Source organism: Microbacterium sp. 2216-1 (assembly GCF_046507855.1).
GTDB lineage: Bacteria > Actinomycetota > Actinomycetes > Actinomycetales > Microbacteriaceae > Microbacterium > Microbacterium esteraromaticum_C.
In genome coordinates, this window is record NZ_JBKFTM010000001.1 from 979,155 (window position 1) to 997,685 (window position 18,531).

Annotated in this window: 16 protein-coding genes; 13 read left to right on the top strand and 3 right to left on the bottom strand. The window is 67.9% G+C overall.

Annotation, left to right across the window (positions count from 1 at the left end):
• The first annotated feature begins 49 nt into the window (after positions 1 to 49).
• The 3 genes from ACLD0U_RS04445 (at position 50) to rbfA (ending at position 3,709) form a co-directional block, all read left to right on the top strand.
• Positions 50 to 322, top strand: coding sequence for a YlxR family protein (locus ACLD0U_RS04445; RefSeq protein ID WP_206820672.1), 273 nt, complete (start codon positions 50 to 52; stop codon positions 320 to 322).
• A 94-nt stretch (positions 323 to 416) separates the two neighbouring features.
• A complete protein-coding gene (gene infB, locus ACLD0U_RS04450; protein ID WP_410339948.1) occupies positions 417 to 3,218 on the top strand; it encodes a translation initiation factor IF-2 in 2,802 nt (933 codons plus the stop codon).
• Positions 3,219 to 3,280: 62 nt separating this feature from the next.
• On the top strand, positions 3,281 to 3,709 hold the full coding sequence (rbfA, locus tag ACLD0U_RS04455) for a 30S ribosome-binding factor RbfA (protein WP_179411133.1): 429 nt from the start codon (positions 3,281 to 3,283) through the stop codon (positions 3,707 to 3,709).
• A gap of 6 nt (positions 3,710 to 3,715) precedes the next feature.
• Here rbfA and ACLD0U_RS04460 read toward each other — a convergent pair whose 3' ends face one another.
• Positions 3,716 to 4,612: an A/G-specific adenine glycosylase gene (locus ACLD0U_RS04460; protein WP_410339949.1), complete on the bottom strand. Its 897-nt coding sequence runs from the start codon at positions 4,610 to 4,612 to the stop codon at positions 3,716 to 3,718.
• Between the two features lie 72 nt (positions 4,613 to 4,684).
• Here ACLD0U_RS04460 and truB point away from each other — a divergent pair, with 72 nt between their 5' ends.
• The 6 genes from truB to ACLD0U_RS04490 all read left to right on the top strand — a co-directional run bounded on the left by truB (position 4,685) and on the right by ACLD0U_RS04490 (position 10,946).
• Positions 4,685 to 5,578, top strand: coding sequence for a tRNA pseudouridine(55) synthase TruB (truB, locus tag ACLD0U_RS04465; RefSeq protein WP_206820670.1), 894 nt, complete (start codon positions 4,685 to 4,687; stop codon positions 5,576 to 5,578).
• Entirely contained in the window at positions 5,575 to 5,943 is a 369-nt protein-coding gene (locus ACLD0U_RS04470; protein WP_274368792.1) for a hypothetical protein, read from the top strand. The genes truB and ACLD0U_RS04470 overlap by 4 nt, the downstream gene beginning before the upstream one ends.
• A gap of 40 nt (positions 5,944 to 5,983) precedes the next feature.
• Positions 5,984 to 6,391, top strand: a complete 408-nt coding sequence (locus ACLD0U_RS04475) for a hypothetical protein (RefSeq protein ID WP_206551228.1) — start codon at positions 5,984 to 5,986, stop codon at positions 6,389 to 6,391.
• Complete coding sequence (locus tag ACLD0U_RS04480) at positions 6,388 to 7,332, top strand: bifunctional riboflavin kinase/FAD synthetase (RefSeq protein WP_410339950.1); 945 nt, start codon at positions 6,388 to 6,390, stop codon at positions 7,330 to 7,332. Before ACLD0U_RS04475 ends, ACLD0U_RS04480 begins: the two co-directional genes overlap by 4 nt.
• Positions 7,333 to 7,547: 215 nt before the next feature.
• Positions 7,548 to 9,692 (top strand): DEAD/DEAH box helicase, encoded by a 2,145-nt coding sequence (locus ACLD0U_RS04485; RefSeq protein WP_410339951.1) that lies wholly within the window; start codon positions 7,548 to 7,550, stop codon positions 9,690 to 9,692.
• Between the two features lie 225 nt (positions 9,693 to 9,917).
• Positions 9,918 to 10,946, top strand: a complete 1,029-nt coding sequence (locus tag ACLD0U_RS04490; protein WP_179411127.1) for a 6-phosphofructokinase — start codon at positions 9,918 to 9,920, stop codon at positions 10,944 to 10,946.
• 40 nt (positions 10,947 to 10,986) lie between these two features.
• On the opposite strand, the gene ACLD0U_RS04495 is transcribed toward ACLD0U_RS04490, so the two are convergent.
• The gene (locus ACLD0U_RS04495; protein ID WP_410339952.1) at positions 10,987 to 13,122 is read right to left on the bottom strand and encodes a S9 family peptidase; all 2,136 of its coding nucleotides are present in this window, start codon (positions 13,120 to 13,122) and stop codon (positions 10,987 to 10,989) included.
• 146 nt (positions 13,123 to 13,268) lie between these two features.
• Here ACLD0U_RS04495 and ACLD0U_RS04500 point away from each other — a divergent pair, with 146 nt between their 5' ends.
• Genes ACLD0U_RS04500 through ACLD0U_RS04515 form a run of 4 tightly spaced genes read left to right on the top strand, consistent with a single transcriptional unit; the run spans position 13,269 to position 17,549 of the window.
• Positions 13,269 to 14,732, top strand: coding sequence for an inorganic phosphate transporter (locus ACLD0U_RS04500; protein WP_206550053.1), 1,464 nt, complete (start codon positions 13,269 to 13,271; stop codon positions 14,730 to 14,732).
• Entirely contained in the window at positions 14,729 to 15,064 is a 336-nt protein-coding gene (locus ACLD0U_RS04505) for a peptidase (protein WP_179411125.1), read from the top strand. The genes ACLD0U_RS04500 and ACLD0U_RS04505 overlap by 4 nt, the downstream gene beginning before the upstream one ends.
• Positions 15,065 to 15,119: 55 nt before the next feature.
• Positions 15,120 to 16,037, top strand: a complete 918-nt coding sequence (locus ACLD0U_RS04510) for a phosphodiesterase (protein WP_410339953.1) — start codon at positions 15,120 to 15,122, stop codon at positions 16,035 to 16,037.
• A gap of 51 nt (positions 16,038 to 16,088) precedes the next feature.
• Positions 16,089 to 17,549, top strand: a complete 1,461-nt coding sequence (locus ACLD0U_RS04515) for an aspartate ammonia-lyase (RefSeq protein ID WP_179411123.1) — start codon at positions 16,089 to 16,091, stop codon at positions 17,547 to 17,549.
• A 58-nt stretch (positions 17,550 to 17,607) separates the two neighbouring features.
• On the opposite strand, the gene ACLD0U_RS04520 is transcribed toward ACLD0U_RS04515, so the two are convergent.
• Positions 17,608 to 18,477, bottom strand: a complete 870-nt coding sequence (locus ACLD0U_RS04520; protein WP_410339954.1) for a fumarylacetoacetate hydrolase family protein — start codon at positions 18,475 to 18,477, stop codon at positions 17,608 to 17,610.
• Between the last annotated feature and the right edge of the window lie 54 nt (positions 18,478 to 18,531).

Below are 18,531 nucleotides of genomic sequence, written 5' to 3' on the forward strand. Positions count from 1 at the left end.
CACGCGACACCCGGCGCGCTGATTCGGCTGTTCAGGGGCGAGGTGTAAGATGGAACCCGTACGAACGTGTGTCGGTTGTCGCGCTCGTGCCTCTCGATCCGCCCTCATCAGGGTGGCAGCGCAGAACGGTGAACTCGTCTTCGACGAGCGAGCGGTTCTGCCGGGGCGAGGGGCGTGGTTGCATCCGACAGTCGAATGCCTGCAAGCCGCTCTGCGGCGGCGGGCCTTCGCACGTGCACTTCGCGTACCGGCCACCTTCGGATTCCCGCAGGCGTCGGACGTGAGGAACGTCGAACGACACAGTCCGAGAAACAAAGGCTGAACGGCTATGGAAACAAAGTGAACGGCTCGAAATGAGACCCGTCCGCGACTAGTGGTCTGCCCTGCCTGGGTGGACCGACCCAGACAGGAGAATTGTGGCTGCCAAACCACGTGTGCATGAGATCGCTGCCGAACTCGGTGTCGACAGCAAGTTCGCGCTCGCCAAGCTCAAGGAGCTCGGCGAGTTCGTGAAGAGTCCGTCCTCGACGGTCGAGCCCCCGGTGGCGCGCAAGCTGCGCGCTGCGATCGAGGCCGACCCCACCGCAAAGGGCGGCGACAAGGCCGAGGCCAAGCCGGCCGCGAAGGCCGCACCCAAGCCCGGCCCCGCAGCGCCGAAGGCACCGACGCCCGGTCCCAAGCCGGGACCCGCCAAGACTCCCGAGGCACCCGCCCCTGCGGCGAAGCCCGAGACCGCTGCGCCCGCGGCGAGCACGCCGAAGCCGGGTGCAGAGGCTCCGAAGCCCGGCGGTAACGCCCCCAAGCCGGGCGGTACCGCTCCCAAGCCCGGTAGTAATGCCCCCAAGCCCGGAGGCAATGCCCCCAAGCCCGGAGGCAACGCCCCCAAGCCCGGCGCGCCGCGCCCCGGCAACAGCCCGTTCTCGAACCAGCAGGGCATGGGACAGCGCCCCGCCGGCCCCCGCCCGGGCAACAACCCCTTCGCTTCGCAGCAGGGTATGGGCCAGCGTCCCACGCCTGGCAACATCCCCCGGCCGCAGGCGCCGCGTCCCGGTTCGCCGCGCGTCGGCGCACCCCGTCCGGGTCGTCCCGGTGGTGGCGGTCGCGGTGGCCAGGGCGGTCGTCCCGGCGCACCGTTCCAGCAGCGCACGGGCGGTCCCGGTCGTCCCGGCGGTGCCGGTGCCCCCGGTGCCGGTCCCGGTGCACGTCCCGGTGGCGGCTTCGCAGGTCGTCCCGGTGGCGGCGGTGGCCGTGGTCGCGGACCCGGCGGTGGTACCGCGGGTGCGTTCGGTAAGGGCGGCGGCAAGAGCAAGCAGCGCAAGTCGCGGCGGGCGAAGCGTCAAGAGTTCGAGATGCGGTCGGCGCCGATCGTCGGCGGCGTCAATGTTCAGAAGGGCAACGGCGAGACGATCCGTCTGCGTCGTGGCGCCTCGATCGCAGACTTCGCCGACAAGCTCGAAGCACTGAACGGTTACACGGTTCAGCCCGGAACGCTCGTCACCATCCTCTTCAACCTCGGCGAGATGGCTACGGCCACCGAGTCGCTGGACGAGGCCACCTTCGAGGTCCTCGGTGCCGAGCTCGGCTACAAGATTCAGATGGTCTCGCCCGAGGACGAGGACAAGGAGCTCCTCGAGGGCTTCGGTCTCAACCTCGAGCAGGAGCTCGCTGAAGAAGACGACGAAGACCTCGAGATCCGCCCGCCGGTGGTCACCGTCATGGGTCACGTCGACCACGGTAAGACCCGACTGCTCGACGCGATCCGTCAGACGAACGTCATCGAGGGCGAGGCCGGCGGTATCACCCAGCACATCGGTGCGTACCAGATCTGGACCGAGCACGACGGCGTCGAGCGCGCGGTGACCTTCATCGACACCCCCGGTCACGAGGCGTTCACCGCCATGCGTGCCCGTGGTGCGCAGGTCACCGACATCGCGATCCTCGTCGTCGCGGCCGACGACGGCATCATGCCGCAGACGGTCGAGGCGCTGAACCACGCACAGGCGGCCGACGTGCCGATCGTGGTCGCGGTCAACAAGGTCGACAAGCCGGAGGCCAACCCGGCCAAGGTGCGTCAGCAGCTCACCGAGTACGGTCTCGTCGCCGAGGAGTACGGCGGCGACGTCATGTTCGTCGACGTCTCGGCTCGCGGCGGTACCGGAATCCAGGAGCTCATCGACGCGGTGCTGCTCACCGCGGACGCTGGTCTCGACCTCACGGCCAACCCGAACAAGGCTGCCCGTGGTGTCGCGATCGAGGCCAAGCTCGACAAGGGCCGCGGTTCGGTCGCTACGGTGCTCATCCAGTCCGGAACGCTGCGCGTCGGTGACGCGATCGTCGCCGGCACCGCCTACGGCCGTGTGCGTGCGATGCTCGACGAGAACGGCGAGTCTGTTTCGGCTGCTGCTCCGTCGCGTCCCGTGCAGGTGCAGGGTCTGAACTCGGTGCCCCGCGCCGGTGACGTCTTCATCGTCACTGAAGAGGACCGCATGGCCCGTCAGATCGCCGAGAAGCGTGAGGCCGTGGAGCGCAACGCTCAGCTGGCCAAGGCACGCAAGCGCATCTCGCTCGAGGACTTCACCCGTGCGCTCGAAGAGGGCAAGGTCGAGACGCTCAACCTCATCATCAAGGGTGACGTCTCGGGTGCCGTTGAGGCGCTGGAGGAGTCGCTGCTCAAGATCGAGGTCGACGACTCGGTGCAGCTGCGCATCATCCACCGCGGTGTGGGTGCGATCACCGAGTCGGATGTGAACCTGGCGACGATCGACAACGCGATCATCGTGGGCTTCAACGTCCGTCCCGACACCAAGGCCCGCGAGGCTGCGTCCCGCGAGGGCGTCGACGTGCGGTTCTACTCGGTCATCTACTCGGCGATCGACGAGATCGAGAACTCGCTCAAGGGCATGCTCAAGCCCGAGTTCGAAGAGGTCCAGTCGGGCGTCGCCGAGATCCGCGAGGTGTTCCGTTCCTCGAAGTTCGGCAACATCGCCGGTGTCATCGTCCGTTCCGGCACGATCACGCGCAACGCCAAGGCGCGCGTCATCCGCGACGGTGTCGTCATCGCCGATGGCCTGGCCATCGAGTCGCTGCGTCGCTTCAAGGATGACGTCACCGAGGTCCGTACCGACTTCGAAGCCGGTATCGGCCTGGGCAAGTACAACGACATCCAGGTGGGCGACGAGATCGAGACCACCGAGATGGTCGAGAAGCCGCGAGGCTGATCTGAACGGTGAGGGGCGCCTGCGGGTGCCCCTCACCCCTCACACGGAAAAGAGAACCGGACATGGCCGGAGAACGACAGGCACGACTTGCGGATCGCATCCGCGTCATCCTCGCCGAGCGTCTTGAAAAGGGGCTGCGTGACCCGCGCCTCGGGTTCGTCACGATCACCGACGTGCGCGTCTCCGGTGACCTGCAGCACGCATCGGTGTTCTACACCGTGCTCGGCACCGACGAGGAGCGTGCGTCCAGCGGCGCGGCGCTGACCTCGGCCACGGGCCTGCTGCGCAAGGAGGTCGGCCGCCAGCTGAACATCCGCCTCGTGCCGACGTTGGAGTTCATCCCGGACGCGTTGCCCGAGAACGCCGGGCACATCGCCGACCTGCTGCGCGAAGCCCGCGAGCGCGACGCCGAGGTGGCCAAGCTCGCGTCGTCCGCAACCCACGCAGGCGAGACCGACCCGTATCGCCGGGACGAGGACGACGAGTCCTGACGCGTCTCACGCCGGGAGGCGCAACTCGCCGTCGGATGCCTCGATGAGTCCATCTGCGACGAGCGAGTCGATCGCCCGGTCACGCTGACCGCCATCGGGCCAATACTCGGCGGCGACACCCGCGGGTACGCGGTGCTCGGGCGCCTCGCGCAACATGCGCAGCAGTGCGCCGCGCGCCTGGCGATCCGAGCCTTCGTAGCGCGCCTGCCGGCGCCGACGATCGCCCGTTTGCGGCTGACCCGCTCTGAGCCAGGCGCAGTCGGATGCCAGTGGGCAGACCTCGCACTTCGGGGAGCGTGCCGTGCAGACGACTGCGCCGAGCTCCATCATGGCGGCGTTGAACACCGCGGATGCGGCGCGCGCTTCGGGCAGCAGCGTGCTCATCCGCGTCAGGTCGCGCGCGGACGGAGGTTCCGGAGCAGACAGCCCCTCGACGAGACGAGCGATCACCCGGCGGGTGTTGGTGTCGACGACGGGGTGGCGGTCGCCGTAGTGAAAGACGGCCACGGCGCGCGCGGTGTAGTCACCGATCCCGGACAGCTCCAGCAGCTTCGACACCTCTCGGGGCACGACCCCGTCGTGATGCTCCACGACCTGCACGGCTGCGCGGTGCAGCCACAGCGCCCTGCGCGGGTAGCCGAGGTTCGCCCACTGGTGCACGACCTGCGCCGGGGTGGCCGTCGCCATCGCCGCCGGCGTGGGCCAGCGCTCCAACCAGGCCTCCAGATGCGGGATCACGCGCGCGACAGGCGTCTGCTGCAGCATGAACTCGCTCACCAGCGTTCCCCACGCGCCGTACTGTTCGGAGAAGTCCGCGCGGCGCCAGGGCAGGTCCCGTGCGGTACGCCCGTACCAGTCGGAGAGAGCATCGCTCCAGGCAGGCGGCGAGGTCGGTGCGGGCATCCTCTCAGCCTATTGCGGTCACGGGGCGTTGCTGCGGCGGGGAGGGTCAGCGACGCGGCCTAAACTGGAGGGATGCTCACCCCCGGCATCCTGCTCGTCGACAAGCCCGGTGGCCTCACCAGCCACGACGTCGTCGCCCGCACGCGACGCGCATTCGGCACGAGGAAGGTGGGGCACGCCGGAACGCTGGATCCGATGGCGACCGGGCTGCTCGTGATCGGCATCGAGGGCGCGACGCGTCTGCTGACCTACATCGTCGGGGCTGACAAGACATACTCGGCGACCATCCGTCTGGGCGCGGCGACCACCACCGACGACGCCGAGGGCGAGATGCTCGAACGTGCAGCTCACGACGCCGTCGCGGCTATCACCGCGGAACGCATCGCGGCGGGCATCGCGGATCTGACGGGCCCGATCGCACAGGTGCCGAGCGCCGTCTCGGCGATCAAGGTCGACGGCAAGCGCGCCTATGACCGTGTACGCGCGGGCGAGGAGGTCGAGCTGGCAGCGCGTCAGGTGACTGTGTCGCGCTTCGACGTGCTTGCGCGCCGTGACACCGACGGCTTCATCGATCTCGACGTCATCGTCGATTGCTCGTCGGGCACGTACATCCGCGCGCTCGCGCGGGACCTCGGTGCGGCTCTCGGCGTCGGCGGGCACCTCACGGCACTTCGGCGCACGCGCGTCGGCGAGTTCGACGTGGCGGATGCCGTGGGCATCGACGCGTTGGAAGGAGCCTCAACCCTGACCGCAGCCGCAGCGGCGGCCCGCGTGATGCCCGTGCTGCACGTCACTGAACAGGAGGCGCGGGACCTCAGACACGGGAAGCGCCTGCACGGGCAGTCGTCCCGGCTGACGGCATCCGAAGTCGCCGCAATCGACCCGCACGGTGCGTTGATCGGCGTCGTCGAGACGCGCGGTGCCGATATCAAGAGTGCAATGAACATGCCGGAGGTGCAGGGATGATCCTGTGGTTCACCGTGGTCCAGATCGTCGTGGCGCTCGCGGCGGGGCTGTTCTGCCTGATCGCCGGGTTCGCCGGTCGTCGTCCGAGTGACTACACGGTCGGCAGCCTGCTGCTGGTCGAGGTGCTGCTGATCGCGCAAGTGGTGATCGCGATCATCGCCCCGTTCGCGGGGAACCCGCCCACCGGCGATCTGCTGGAGTTCTGGGTCTACCTGATCGCCGCGGTGCTGCTGCCGATCGGCGGGATCGCCTGGGCGCTGCTGGAGCGCGGGCGCTGGAGCACCGTCGTGCTCGGTGTCGTCGCCGTCTCGCTGGCGATCATGCTCTGGCGCATGCAGACGATCTGGACGCTGCCGGCCGCCTAGAATGGAGCACGCAATGTCCCACACCGCCACACGCAACCGCATGACGGGCGTCGGCCGAGTGCTCGTCATCGTGTACGCCGTGATGGCGCTGGCGGCCACCGGGCGCAGCTTCGTCCAGATCGTCCGCCGCTTCGACGAGGCCCCGCTCGCCTATACCCTTTCCGCCGTTGCCGCGGCGGTCTACATCCTTGCCACCCTCGCTCTCGTGCTCGCGGATCGACCCGGGTGGTACCAGGTGGCGTGGGTGGCTATCGTCTTCGAACTCACCGGCGTGCTTGTGGTGGGAGCGTTGAGTCTGCTCGTGCCGTCGCTGTTCGGACACGACAGCGTGTGGTCGTACTTCGGCATGGGATACGTGTTTGTCCCGCTCGTGCTGCCGGTCTTCGGTATCTGGTGGTTGCGACGCAGCCGTCAGCGCCCCGTCGCGGTCGGTGAGGAGCATTCGTGATCGTCTTCCGTGACCCCGCCGAGGTTCCGGCCGATTTCGGTCGCACCGTCGTCGCCATCGGCAAGTTCGATGGCGTGCACGTCGGACACCAGGCGATCATCCGCAAGGTGCAAGAGGATGCCCGCGCCATCGGCGCACGTGCCGTCGCGGTGACCTTCGACCGCAACCCCCTCGAGGTCCTGCGCCCCCAGCTCTGCCCCGACAATGTGGTGTCGCTGGATCGCAAGCTCGAACTGCTCGGAGAGAGCGGGCTGGACGCAACGCTCGTGCTGACCTTCGACAGCGCACTGGCGTCGGTCCCTGCCGACGAGTTCGTCCGCACGATCCTCGTCGATGCGCTGCGCGTCGCCACGGTGCTCGTCGGCGAGGACTTCCGATTCGGCAACGGCGGTGCGGGAACACCCGAGCTGCTGAAGCACATGGGGCCGGAGCACGACTTCTCGGTGGATGTCATCGGCGATGTGTTCCCGCAGGGGGAGGGGCGACGGGTCTCGTCGACGTGGATCCGCGAACTGCTCGCGGCCGGCGACGTGGCGCAGGCTGCGAACGTGCTCGGACGCCCGATCGCCGTCTCGGGTGAGGTCGTGCACGGTCTCAAGCGCGGGCGCGAGCTCGGCTTCCCGACGGCGAACCTGTCCGAGACGGTGGATGCGCTGATCCCCGCAGACGGGATCTACGCCGGCTGGATGACAGACCATACGACCGGGGTGCGGTATCCCGCCGCGATCTCGGTGGGCACCAATCCGACCTTCGACGACGTGTCGCGCCGGCAGGTCGAGGCGCACGTGCTCGACCAGGACGGTCTCGATTTGTACGGTCATCGCGTCACGGTGGAGTTCACCGCTCATCTGCGCGGCATGGTCGCCTTCGAGGGCATGGCCGCGCTGATCGATCAGATCGCAGCGGACGTCGCGGACGCACGAGCGCGCCTCGGCCTCTGATCACGTTCTGAGCCGTGGTTCCATGGGCGGCGCGGTGTCAGTTCTGTCGATATCCGGCGCACATGTCGTAAACTTGGTACCGGTGCTGATCGACGGACGCGCAACGCGCAGATCGAGCACCTGCATCCGCACGGTCCTGGCTGGCGCCACACGCGGATGACCGCAACGGAACCGAAGGCCCCTTCGGCGCTTCGGCACACACGCTCAGGAGGAGCATGCCGACCACGGCAACCGCCGCACCGCGGCGCAAGAAGACCTCTCGTCGCGACGACGAGGCACCACTGATCCCGATCCTGGCGCGCAAGGTGCGCGAGATCGAGGCGAAGGCCCAGCGTTCGAAGCTCGGCCCCACTAACCGCGTCAAGTTCCAGGTCATAGCCTTTCTGGTGCGCGAGGAGCGCGCCCGGGTCAAGGCTGATGCGGAACTGACCGACGCGGCCCGTGTCGAACTGCTCAAGCGCCTCGACGGCGTGGCCACGATCCTGGCGAAGACCGCGGCTCGTGACACCTCGCTGATCCAGCTGCTGGAGGCCGACCAGGCGACGTCCCCGGTGGCAAAGCGCATGCGTCGCGATTGGTTGCTGGAGTCGGGCGCCGAGCTGGCGCCCGAGGAGCTCGTCATCACCGACGTGGCGCCGACGCGCGCGCCCATCGTGCCCGCGGCGATCGCCGAGAAGCAGGTGACGCCGCCCTCGGTCGAGTCGCGCCAACTCGCCAACCCGTTCCTCGCGCCCGACCTGACGCCGCGCCCCGCCGCGGTGCCGCGTCGGCGGCTGGACGGCTGGGAGCTCATGGGCCCGCTGTACAAGGCGTTCGAGTCCGGGGCCGGCGGGGGAGCGGCGACCATGGATCTGCCGCCCACGCCCGAGTACGATCACATCTCGCCGAAGGGGCGCGAGGTGATGGTGCACCAATCTCGCTTCGTCGAGGCCGTGCGCGCGGGACACCGCAGCTTCTTGCTTGCCGACGAACCCGGACTGGGCAAGACCGCGCAATCGGTGCTCGCCGCGTCGGTGGCGGGCGCGTATCCGTTGCTGGTCGTCGTGCCGAACGTGGTGAAGATGAACTGGGCCCGTGAAGTCGAGCGGTGGACGCCGCAGCGGCGTGCGACCGTGATCGCGGGTGACGGTGCCGACATCGATGCCTTCGCCGATGTGTTCATCGTCAACTACGAGATCCTCGACCGCCACCTCTCCTGGCTGGGCTCCATCGGGCTGAAGGGCATGGTGGTCGACGAGGCGCACTTCATCAAGAACCTCTCGTCACAGCGTTCCCAGAACGTGCTGGCCCTGGCCTCGCGCATCCGTGAGCGCGAGCGCAACCCGCTGACGCTGGCACTGACCGGTACCCCGCTGATCAACGACGTCGAGGACTTCGACGCGATCTGGCGCTTCCTCGGCTGGACGAACGGTGAGAAGCCGGGACCCGAGCTGATGGAGAAGCTGGACGCCACGGGCCTGACGCCCGCCGACAAGACCTTCTACGCCGAGGCACGCGAGGCCGTGATCTCGATGGGTATCGTCCGCCGCAAGAAGAAGGACGTCGCAGCGGACCTGCCCGACAAGCTCGTCGCCGATCTGCCCGTGCAGCTGGACGACGAGTTCGGCCGCAGCATCCGCCAGGCCGAACGTGAGCTGGGCGAGCGGATGGCCGCGAAGTACCGGCGCATCATTGAGGCGCGCGGAGACCGGCCCGGCGCCGTCGCGCACGGCGAGATCGATGACGACATCGTGCGCCTGGTCGCCCACAATGAGCTCGAAGAGTCGAAGGCCGCCGGCACCGGCGGCGACAACGTCTTCACGATGGTGCGGCGGATCGGCCAGGCCAAGGCGCAGCTGGCGGCCGACTACGCCGCACAGCTGCAGCGCTCGGTGCAGAAGGTCGTCTTCTTCGCCAAGCACGTCGACGTCATGGACCAGGCAGAGGCGCACTTCGCCGCGTCGGGCATCAAGGCCGTTTCGATCCGCGGTGACCAGAGCACTCCGGCGCGGCAGCAGGCGATCGATGCGTTCAACACCGACCCGGAGGTCGGCATCGCCGTGTGTTCGCTGACTGCGGCGGGTGTCGGTGTGAACCTCCAGGTGGCATCGAACGTCGTGCTGGCTGAACTGAGCTGGACGGCTGCCGAGCAGACCCAGGCGATCGACCGCGTGCACCGCATCGGTCAGGACGAACCGGTGACGGCATGGCGCATCATCGCCGCCCACACTCTCGACACGAAGATCGCTGAGCTGATCGACCAGAAGCAGGGGCTGGCTGCCAGGGCTCTCGACGGCGAGGCGGCATCCGCCGAGCCGAGCGAGTCGGTGCAGATGGCCGCGCTGATGCATCTGCTGCGCGAGGCGCTCGGCGCCGCCTGATCGTCACAGCACTCCGAGAGGGCGTTAAGAACAATTGTTCTTGACGCCCTCTTTGCGTCTCATGCGGAGGATTCGCTCAAGAAGTGGGGATCGATGCATGTTGTCGTGCAAGATCATCGGTTTTCATCGCCTCTGGAATGGCATCCACCCGTTCTGCCCACTAGTGTCGAGAGCGGGCAGCGTCGCCTCATCTCTTTTCCATTCCTGAAGCGCGAAGGCGGCAGCATGAAGATCGGTATTCTCACCAGTGGCGGCGACTGCCCCGGCCTGAACGCCGTCATCCGTGGAATCGTCCTCAAAGGCACGACCGCGTACGACCTCGAGTTCGTGGGTATCCGCGACGGCTGGCGCGGCGTCGTCGACGGCGACATGTTCCCGCTCACCCGTCATGAGGTCAAAGGCCTGTCCAAGGTCGGCGGCACGATCCTCGGCACCAGCCGCACCAACCCCTACGAAGGACCGCGTGGCGGTGCGGAGAACATCGCCCGCACCCTTGCCGATCACGGGATCGACGGCATCGTCGCGATCGGCGGTGAGGGCACGCTCGCCGCGGCCGACCGCCTCGCCAAGGACGGCATCAACGTACTCGGCGTCCCGAAGACCATCGACAACGATCTACGCGCCACCGATTACTCGTTCGGCTTCGACACGGCCGTGAACATCGCCACCGATGCGATGGATCGGCTGCGCACCACGGGTGACTCGCACCAGCGCTGCATGGTGGCCGAGGTGATGGGCCGCCACGTGGGCTGGATCGCGCTGCACGCCGGCATGGCGGCGGGTGCGCATGTCATCTGCATCCCCGAGGTGCCGATGTCGATGGACGAGATCTGCGCCCTGGTCACCAGCGCCTCCGATCGCGGCCGCGCTCCGCTCGTCGTCGTCTCGGAGGGGTTCACCCTGACGGGCATGGAAGAGGCCTACAGCGACAAGGGTCTTGACGCGTTCAACCGGCCGCGTCTCGGCGGCATCAGCGAGATTCTGGCTCCCGAGATCGAGCGACGCACGGGCATCGAGACGCGGTCGACCGTGCTCGGGCACATCCAGCGCGGAGGTTCGCCGTCCGGCTTCGACCGGGTGCTCGCCACGCGACTGGGCCTGCACACCGCAGACGCCCTGGTCGACGGCGACTGGGGGCAGATGGTTGCGCTGCGCGGCACCGACATCGTCCGGGTGCCGTTCGCAGAGGCTCTCGGTGAGCTCAACACCGTTCCGGTGGCCCGCTACGAAGAGGCGGCGGCGCTGTTCGGCTGAGCGCCTGGCGTTCCAGCATCCGCCGCCCCGTCGTCGGGTCTCAGTCCTCCTGGTCGGTGCCGGCCTGGTCGGTATCGGCCAGGCCGAGTACGTCCAGCATCCACGCCAGTTCGAACGCACGATCCTTCCACGCGTTGTAGCGGCCGCTGACGCCGCCGTGGCCGGCGGACATCTCACAGCGCATCAGCACGTCCGAGGCGCCCGCCTCGCGCAGCCGAGCCACCCACTTAGCGGGCTCGACGTAGAGCACGCGGGTGTCGTTCAACGAGGTCACCGCAAGGATGCGCGGGTAGTCGATACCGTCGCGGACGTTCTCGTAGGGCGTGTACGACTTCATGTACGCGTACACATCGGCGTTGTGCAGCGGGTCGCCCCACTCGTCCCACTCCACCACGGTGAGCGGCAGCGACGGGTCGAGGATCGACGTCAGCGCGTCGACGAACGGCACGCCCGCCACGATGCCGGCGAACAGCTCGGGCGCCAGGTTGGCGACGGCGCCCATCAGCAGGCCGCCGGCGCTGCCGCCCTCGGCGACCATGCGCTCGGGCGTCGTCACGTCCGTGTCGATCAGGTGCCGGGCGCACGCGACGAAGTCGGTGAAGGTGTTGCGCTTGTGCAGCTCCTTGCCGTCCTCGTACCAGTGCCGTCCCATCTCGCCGCCGCCGCGCACGTGCGCCACGGCGAAGACCACACCGCGGTCCAGCATCGACAGGCGCATGGATGAGAATCCGGGGTCGATGGAGTGCTCGTACGATCCGTAGCCGTACAGGTGCACGGGGCGGATGCCGTCGCCGGGTTCGCCGAACGAGCGTTTCCACACCAGCGAGATCGGCACCTGCACACCATCGGGCGCGGTGGCCCACACCCGACGCTGGCCGTACTGCTCGGCGTCGTACCCGCCGAGCACAGGCTGCTGCTTGCGGATGTGCTGCTCACCGGTCGCGACGTCGAGTTCGAGCACCGTCGACGGCGTCACGAACGAGGTGTAGCCCATTCGCAGGAACGGCTGGTGCCATTCGGGATTGCCGCCGAAATAGGCCGCGTACAGCGGCTCTTCGAAGGTGATCTGCTGCAGTTCGCCGGTGCGCAGGTCCATCAGCGCGGTGCGGGGCAGACCCTCGCTGCGGTACTCGACGGTCGCGAAATCGCGGAAGCAGTCGACATCCAGCAGGCGTCGCCCCGGGGTGTGCGGAAGCAGCACCTGACGTGCACCGTCGGGAGCATCGACGGCCACCGAGACAAGCTCGAAATCGAGGGCGCCGTCATTGTGCAGGATCAGCAGCCGGTCCTCGCCGTCGACGACAGCGTGGTCGGCGGCGTACTCGACGCCGTCGCGTCGTGGCCAGATCACGCGCGGCTCGGCGGTGAGGTCGGCGAGGTCGACCAGCAGTTCCTCCGAGGAGATCTTCGAGCCGACGTCGATCAGCAGGTACTTCTTGCTGCGCGTGATCCCGGCGCCCAGCCAGAACCTCTCGTCGGGCTCGTGGAACAGCCGCACATCCGCATCAGCGTCCGTGCCGATCCGGCGCAGCCACAGCGCGTCCGGACGCCACGCCTCGTCGCGAGTGGTGTACAGGACGCCGGTGCCGTCGGGCGTGAAGAACGCCTGCGCGGTGTTCTCGATCGGCGTGATGAGCGCCTCACCGGTGGCGAGGTCACGCACATGCACGGTGTAGAGCTCGGAGCCCTCGACGTCGACTGACCACAGCAGCCTGCGGCCATCGTCAGAGGCGTCGAAGGCGCCCAACGAGAAGAAGTCGTGCCCTTCGGCCTCGGCGTTGCCGTCGAGCAGCACCTCTTCGCCGGGGACCGGTACGCCGGGTTCGAGTACCGGGGGAGTCCAGTCGTCGCCGGTCGCCGCGGTACGGCACTGGATGCCGTATTGCGCGCCCTCTTCGGTGCGGCCGTAGAACCACCAGTCGCCACGCCGTGTCGGCACCGACAGATCGGTCTCGAGTACGCGGGCGCGAACCTCGTCGAACAGGCGCTCACGCAGTGGCGCGAGGTGCGCGGTACGGGCGTCGGTGTGCGCGTTCTCGGCGTCGAGGTGGTTGCGCACCTCGGCGTCGTCCTTTGCGCGGAGCCATTCGTAGTCGTCGACGAAGACGTCGCCGTGATGAGTGCGGGTGATGGGGCGTCGGGCCGCGACCGGCGGCTGGATGCTGGATTCGCTCACCGCTCCACGCTACCGGAGGCGAGTTGACCGGCTCCGGTCGGGGTGGGAGGATTCTCACGGGTTAACACACGCTGAACCCACGGTGAACTCTTCGTTCGTCACGCCGACTCCTCGGCACGTCCCTCAAGCCCCAACGAAAGAGACCGGTGGAAACCGCAGCCCTCATCGTCGTGCTGGTCATCGCGCTGGCACTGTTCTTCGACTTCACGAACGGATTCCACGACACCGCGAACGCCATGGCGACACCGATCGCCACCGGAGCGCTCAAGCCGAAGACAGCGGTGCTCCTGGCGGCGCTGCTCAACCTCGTCGGCGCGTTCTTGTCGACGGAGGTCGCCAAGACCGTCTCGGGTGGCATCGTGCGCGAGGACCAGATCGACTTGTCGATCATGCCGCAATTGATCTTCGCCGGCCTGATCGGCGCGATCACGTGGAACATGCTCACCTGGCTGCTGGGGTTGCCCTCCAGCTCGTCGCACGCCCTGTTCGGCGGTCTCATCGGCTCGACGCTCGTGGGTGTCGGCCTGAGCGGAATCAACTTCGGCGTCGTGATGTCGAAGGTCATCCTGCCCGCGCTGATCGCCCCGCTGACCGCCGGCATCATCGCGTTCCTCGCGACCAAGATCGCGTACTCGATCACGCGCCGCTACGACGGCAAGCCCGACGGGCGCGATGGATTCCGGTGGGGGCAGATCTTCACCTCGTCGCTGGTCGCCCTCGCCCACGGCACCAACGACGCGCAGAAGACGATGGGTGTCATCACCCTCGCTCTGATCACGGTGGGCTGGCAGACGGGCGACCCGACGTCCGACGACTATCACAACCCCGAGTTCTGGGTGATCGCGGCATGCGCGTTCACGATCGCGCTCGGTACCTACCTGGGCGGATGGCGCATCATCCGCACGCTCGGCAAGGGGCTGACCGAGGTCAAGCCCGCGCAGGGCTTCGCGGCCGAGAGTTCCACGTCCGCGACGATCCTCGCCTCGAGCGCGCTCGGTTTCGCGCTCTCGACCACGCAGGTCGCCTCCGGTTCGGTGATCGGTTCTGGTCTGGGGCGTCGCGGCGCGATCGTGCGCTGGCGCACCGTCGGTCGCATCGGCATCGGGTGGCTGCTCACGCTCCCTGCGGCCGGCGCCGTCGGCGGCCTTGCCGCCTGGCTGGTCGTGCTCTGGGGCAACGTCGGCGTGCTGATCGACGCGATTCTCGCCCTCGTGATCATCGTGGGTCTCTATCTGTACTCGCGCCGCGACGAGGTCAACGCCTCGAATGCCATGAGCGACGTCGCCGACTCCGGTCACGCCGTGGACGTTCCCGAGGTGCCCGGCCCCACACGCCGTGCCAGCCGCATGGAGCTGGTCCGTGCTCTCGACCGTGCCGAGCGCAAGGCCGATGAGGCCGAGAAGGCCGCGCGCCGAGCCAAGAAGCTGAAGAAGAACGGCGGCTCGCCCTCTGAGCTCAAGGCGGCGCGGAAGGCGGCCGATCGCGCAGCGTCCAAACACGCCGAAGCGCAGCAGGCGGCTCAGGAGTGGGAGGTGCTCAGCGCCAGCCGGCGTGCTCGGGCCGAACTCGCCGAGTGGGATTCTTCTGCCGATGAGGAGGTGCAGCGATGAGCGTCGACATCGATTGGGGTGCGTTCCTGAGTGTGTTCCTGGCCGCACTGGCCGGGGCCGGTATCGTCGTCACCTTCTACGCGCTGGGGCTGCGTCTGCTCGTGCGCGGCGGGCGCGCGCCCGTTGTCGGGCCGGTGGAGTTCACGGATGCCATCACGATCGTCTCTGACAAGGAGATCCGCCGCGCCGAGAAAGCGGCTGCGAAGGCAGCCAAGCGCAGCCCTCTGACAGAGGGACAGCGGATGCTGGCGCGCGTGGGCGCGTACACGTGCTTCGCGGTCTGCGGGGCCGCAGTGATCGGCGGCGTGCTGGTGATCGTCATCGCGCACTGACACGACGCGCCGCGGCACAGGCGTTCGGGACCGAACGCGGACCTACGCTGGACGCATGCCCGCTTCCTACGCGTTCGGTCGGCACGCTCCGGCATCCCACGTGCTGGTGCACGTCAGCGATCCGCATCTGCTCGCCGGGGGTGAACGGCTGGGGGAGCGTTACGACGTCGATGCCGGTCTGGCGCGAACGCTGGCGGCCATCCGCGATACGCAGGCGCGACCGTCTGCGATCGTCATGACCGGCGACCTCGCCGACCTCGGCGAACCTGACGCGTACCTTCGGTTGCGGTCCGCCGTTGAGCCGCTCGCGGCTGAGCTCGACTGCCCCGTCATCTGGGTGGCCGGCAATCACGACGAGCGCCCGGCGATGCGTGAGCACCTGCTCGATCTCGCACCCACCCAGATGCCCGTCACGGGCACCTGGGATCTGGACGGCCTGCGCGTTATCGCGCTCGATACGAGCGTTCCCGGATGGCATCACGGGGATCTCGATCGAGAGCAGCTGGACTGGCTGCGCGACCAGCTGCGGAAGCCCGCTCCACACGGCACCCTGTTGGCGATGCATCACCCGCCCTTGCCGAGTCATGTACCGCTGTTCGACATCCTCGAGCTGCGGCATCAGGACGAGCTCGCCGATGTCATCCGCGGAACGGATGTGCGCGGCATCCTCGCCGGCCACCTGCACTACTCGGCGCACGGCGTGTTCGCCGGCGTGCCGGTCAGCGTGGCATCTGCCACCTGCTACACGATGAACGTCGCGCGACCGGCGGCTGCGGTCAACGGGATGGACGCCGCGCAGGCATTCCAGCTGGTGCACGTGCATCCCGACACCATCACGCACACTGTCGTCCCGGTCACGGACGCTCCCACGGGCGCGTTCTTCGGTCCGGACTGGGCAGAGCGGATGGCCCGGCTCTCACCGCAGGAGCGTCTGGAGGCGTTCTCAAGAAAGCCCGATCCCCATTCGGCGTAGACTGGTGGCATCCCCCGATTTCCCTTTCGCCACCACCCACAAGGAAGTGACATGGCCGCTGACGCGCCCGCTCCGACCCGCACCGAGACCGATTCGCTGGGAAGCCTCGAGATCCCGGCAGACGCGTACTGGGGGGTGCACACGGCTCGCGCTGAAGAGAACTTCCCGATCACCAAGCGTCCGATCTCGGTCTATCCGGACATGATCCGGGGCCTGGCGATGGTCAAGCAGGCCAGCGCCCGCGCCAACAAGCAGATCGGCACCCTCGACGCCGAGCGCGCGGACCTCATCGACGCTGCCGCTCAGCGCGTGATCGACGGTGAGTTCCACGACCAGTTCATCGTCGGCGTCATCCAGGGCGGCGCCGGGACGTCGACCAACATGAACGCGAACGAGGTCATCACCAATATCGCGCTCGAGATGGCCGGCCGGCAGAAGGGCGACTACGCGTACCTGTCGCCGATCGACCACACCAACCGCAGCCAGTCGACCAACGACGTCTACCCGACGGCGATCAAGATCGGCCTGTCGCTGAACCTGCGGTCGCTGTTGGACGAGCTCGACCTGCTGCGCCGCTCGTTCCTCGGCAAGGCGGCGGAGTTCCACGACGTGCTCAAGGTCGGTCGCACGCAGCTGCAGGACGCCGTTCCGATGACGCTCGGCCAGGAGTTCAACGGCTTCGCTTCGACCCTCGGCTACGACCACAAGCGCCTGACCGAGAACGCCTCGCTGCTGTTCGAGATCAACATGGGCGCCACGGCCATCGGCACGGGCATCACCACGCACCCCGCGTACGCGTCGGCGGTGCTGTACCACCTGCGCGAGATCTCCGGACTCGACCTGAAGACCGCCGACGACCTGGTCGAGTCGACCAGTGACACCGGCTCGTTCATGTCTTTCTCGTCGAGCCTCAAGCGCAACGCCATCAAGCTGTCGAAGATCTGCAACGACCTGCGCCTGCTCTCGTCGGGTCCGCAGGCGGGCCTGGGTGAGATCAACCTGCCGGCCAAGCAGGCGGGTTCCAGCATCATGCCGGGCAAGGTCAATCCGGTGATCCCGGAGGTCGTCAACCAGGTGGCGTTCGCCGTCGCCGGTGCCGACACCACGGTGACGATGGCCGTCGAGGGCGGGCAGTTGCAGCTCAACGCCTTCGAGCCCGTGATCGCGCACTCGATCTTCCAGTCGATCACCTGGATGCAGCAGGCGATGTGGACGCTGCGCGTCAACTGCGTCGACGGCATCACCGCCAACCGCGACCGGCTCGGCGCGATGGTCGGTGCGTCGGTCGGTGTCGTGACCGCGCTGACGCCCTTCATCGGCTACGCCGCGTCGGCTGCGCTCGCCAAGACGGCATTGCTGACGAACCGCAACGTCGCCGACCTCGTGGTCGAGGCGGGCCTGATGACGCGCGAAGAGGTCATGAAGCAGATCTCGCCCGCACGCCTGTCGGGTCTTGAGACCGTGACGGCGGCGATCCCCGTGATCGCGGCCGAGGATCTGCCCGAGAACTGATCGCAGAGACGACGAAGGCGGTACCCCAGCCGGGGTACCGCCTTCGTCGTCTTCGCGATCAGTCCAGAATGCGGCAGTGTGTTGTCAGTTCGCCGATTCCGGCGATGCCGACAGTCACCGTGGAACGGTCGCGCAGGAAGATCTGCGGGTCGCGCGAGTAGCCGGCTCCGCCGGGGCTGCCCGTTGAGATCAGCGTGCCGGGCTGCAGAGTGACTGACGTCGACAGGTGGGCGATCAGTGTCGCGACAGAGCGCACCATCTGCCCGGTGCTGGCATCCTGCACCGTGTGGCCGTCGACGACCGCCCAGATGTGCAGGTCCTGCGGATCGGCGATCTCGTCGGCGGTCACGACGACGGGCCCGGTGGGTGTGAACCCGTCGAACGACTTGCACCGCGACCACTGCGCCTCGGCGAACTGGATGTCGCGTGCCGTGATGTCGTTGACGACGGTGTAGCCCCATACGGAGTCCAGGGCGTCTTCGGCGGAAACGTCCTTGGTGGGACGGCCGATGATGACCCCGAGCTCGGCCTCGTAGTCGATCGACTCGCTGAGCGAGCGCGGCCATGACGTGGTGCAGCCGTGCCCGGTGAGCGAATTGGGCCACAGGGTGAACACGGTCGGTGCCGTGTCGGTCTTAAGACCGAGTTCGCTGGAGTGGGCGGCGTAGTTCAGGCCGACCGCGAGGATCGCGGGCGGCGCGAGGACGGCGGAGCCGAACTGGAGGGCATCGAGCGGATGCCGCGGTGCCGTGCTCGCAGAGAGTGCCGCGCGTACACGATCGAGCAGCTCATCACCGCCCTCGATGAGTTGCTGGAGCGTGTCCGGGGCGGGGGAGAGGAGATCGCTGACGAGGACAGCATGGTCACCGTCGATGACGGCGAGGTGCGGGGTCTCGGAAGCGCGTGTGCTCAGATGGGCGAAACGCATGTCTCTACGCTACCGGCAGCGATGACGGTCACGACCGAGGCTCCCTCTAGGCTT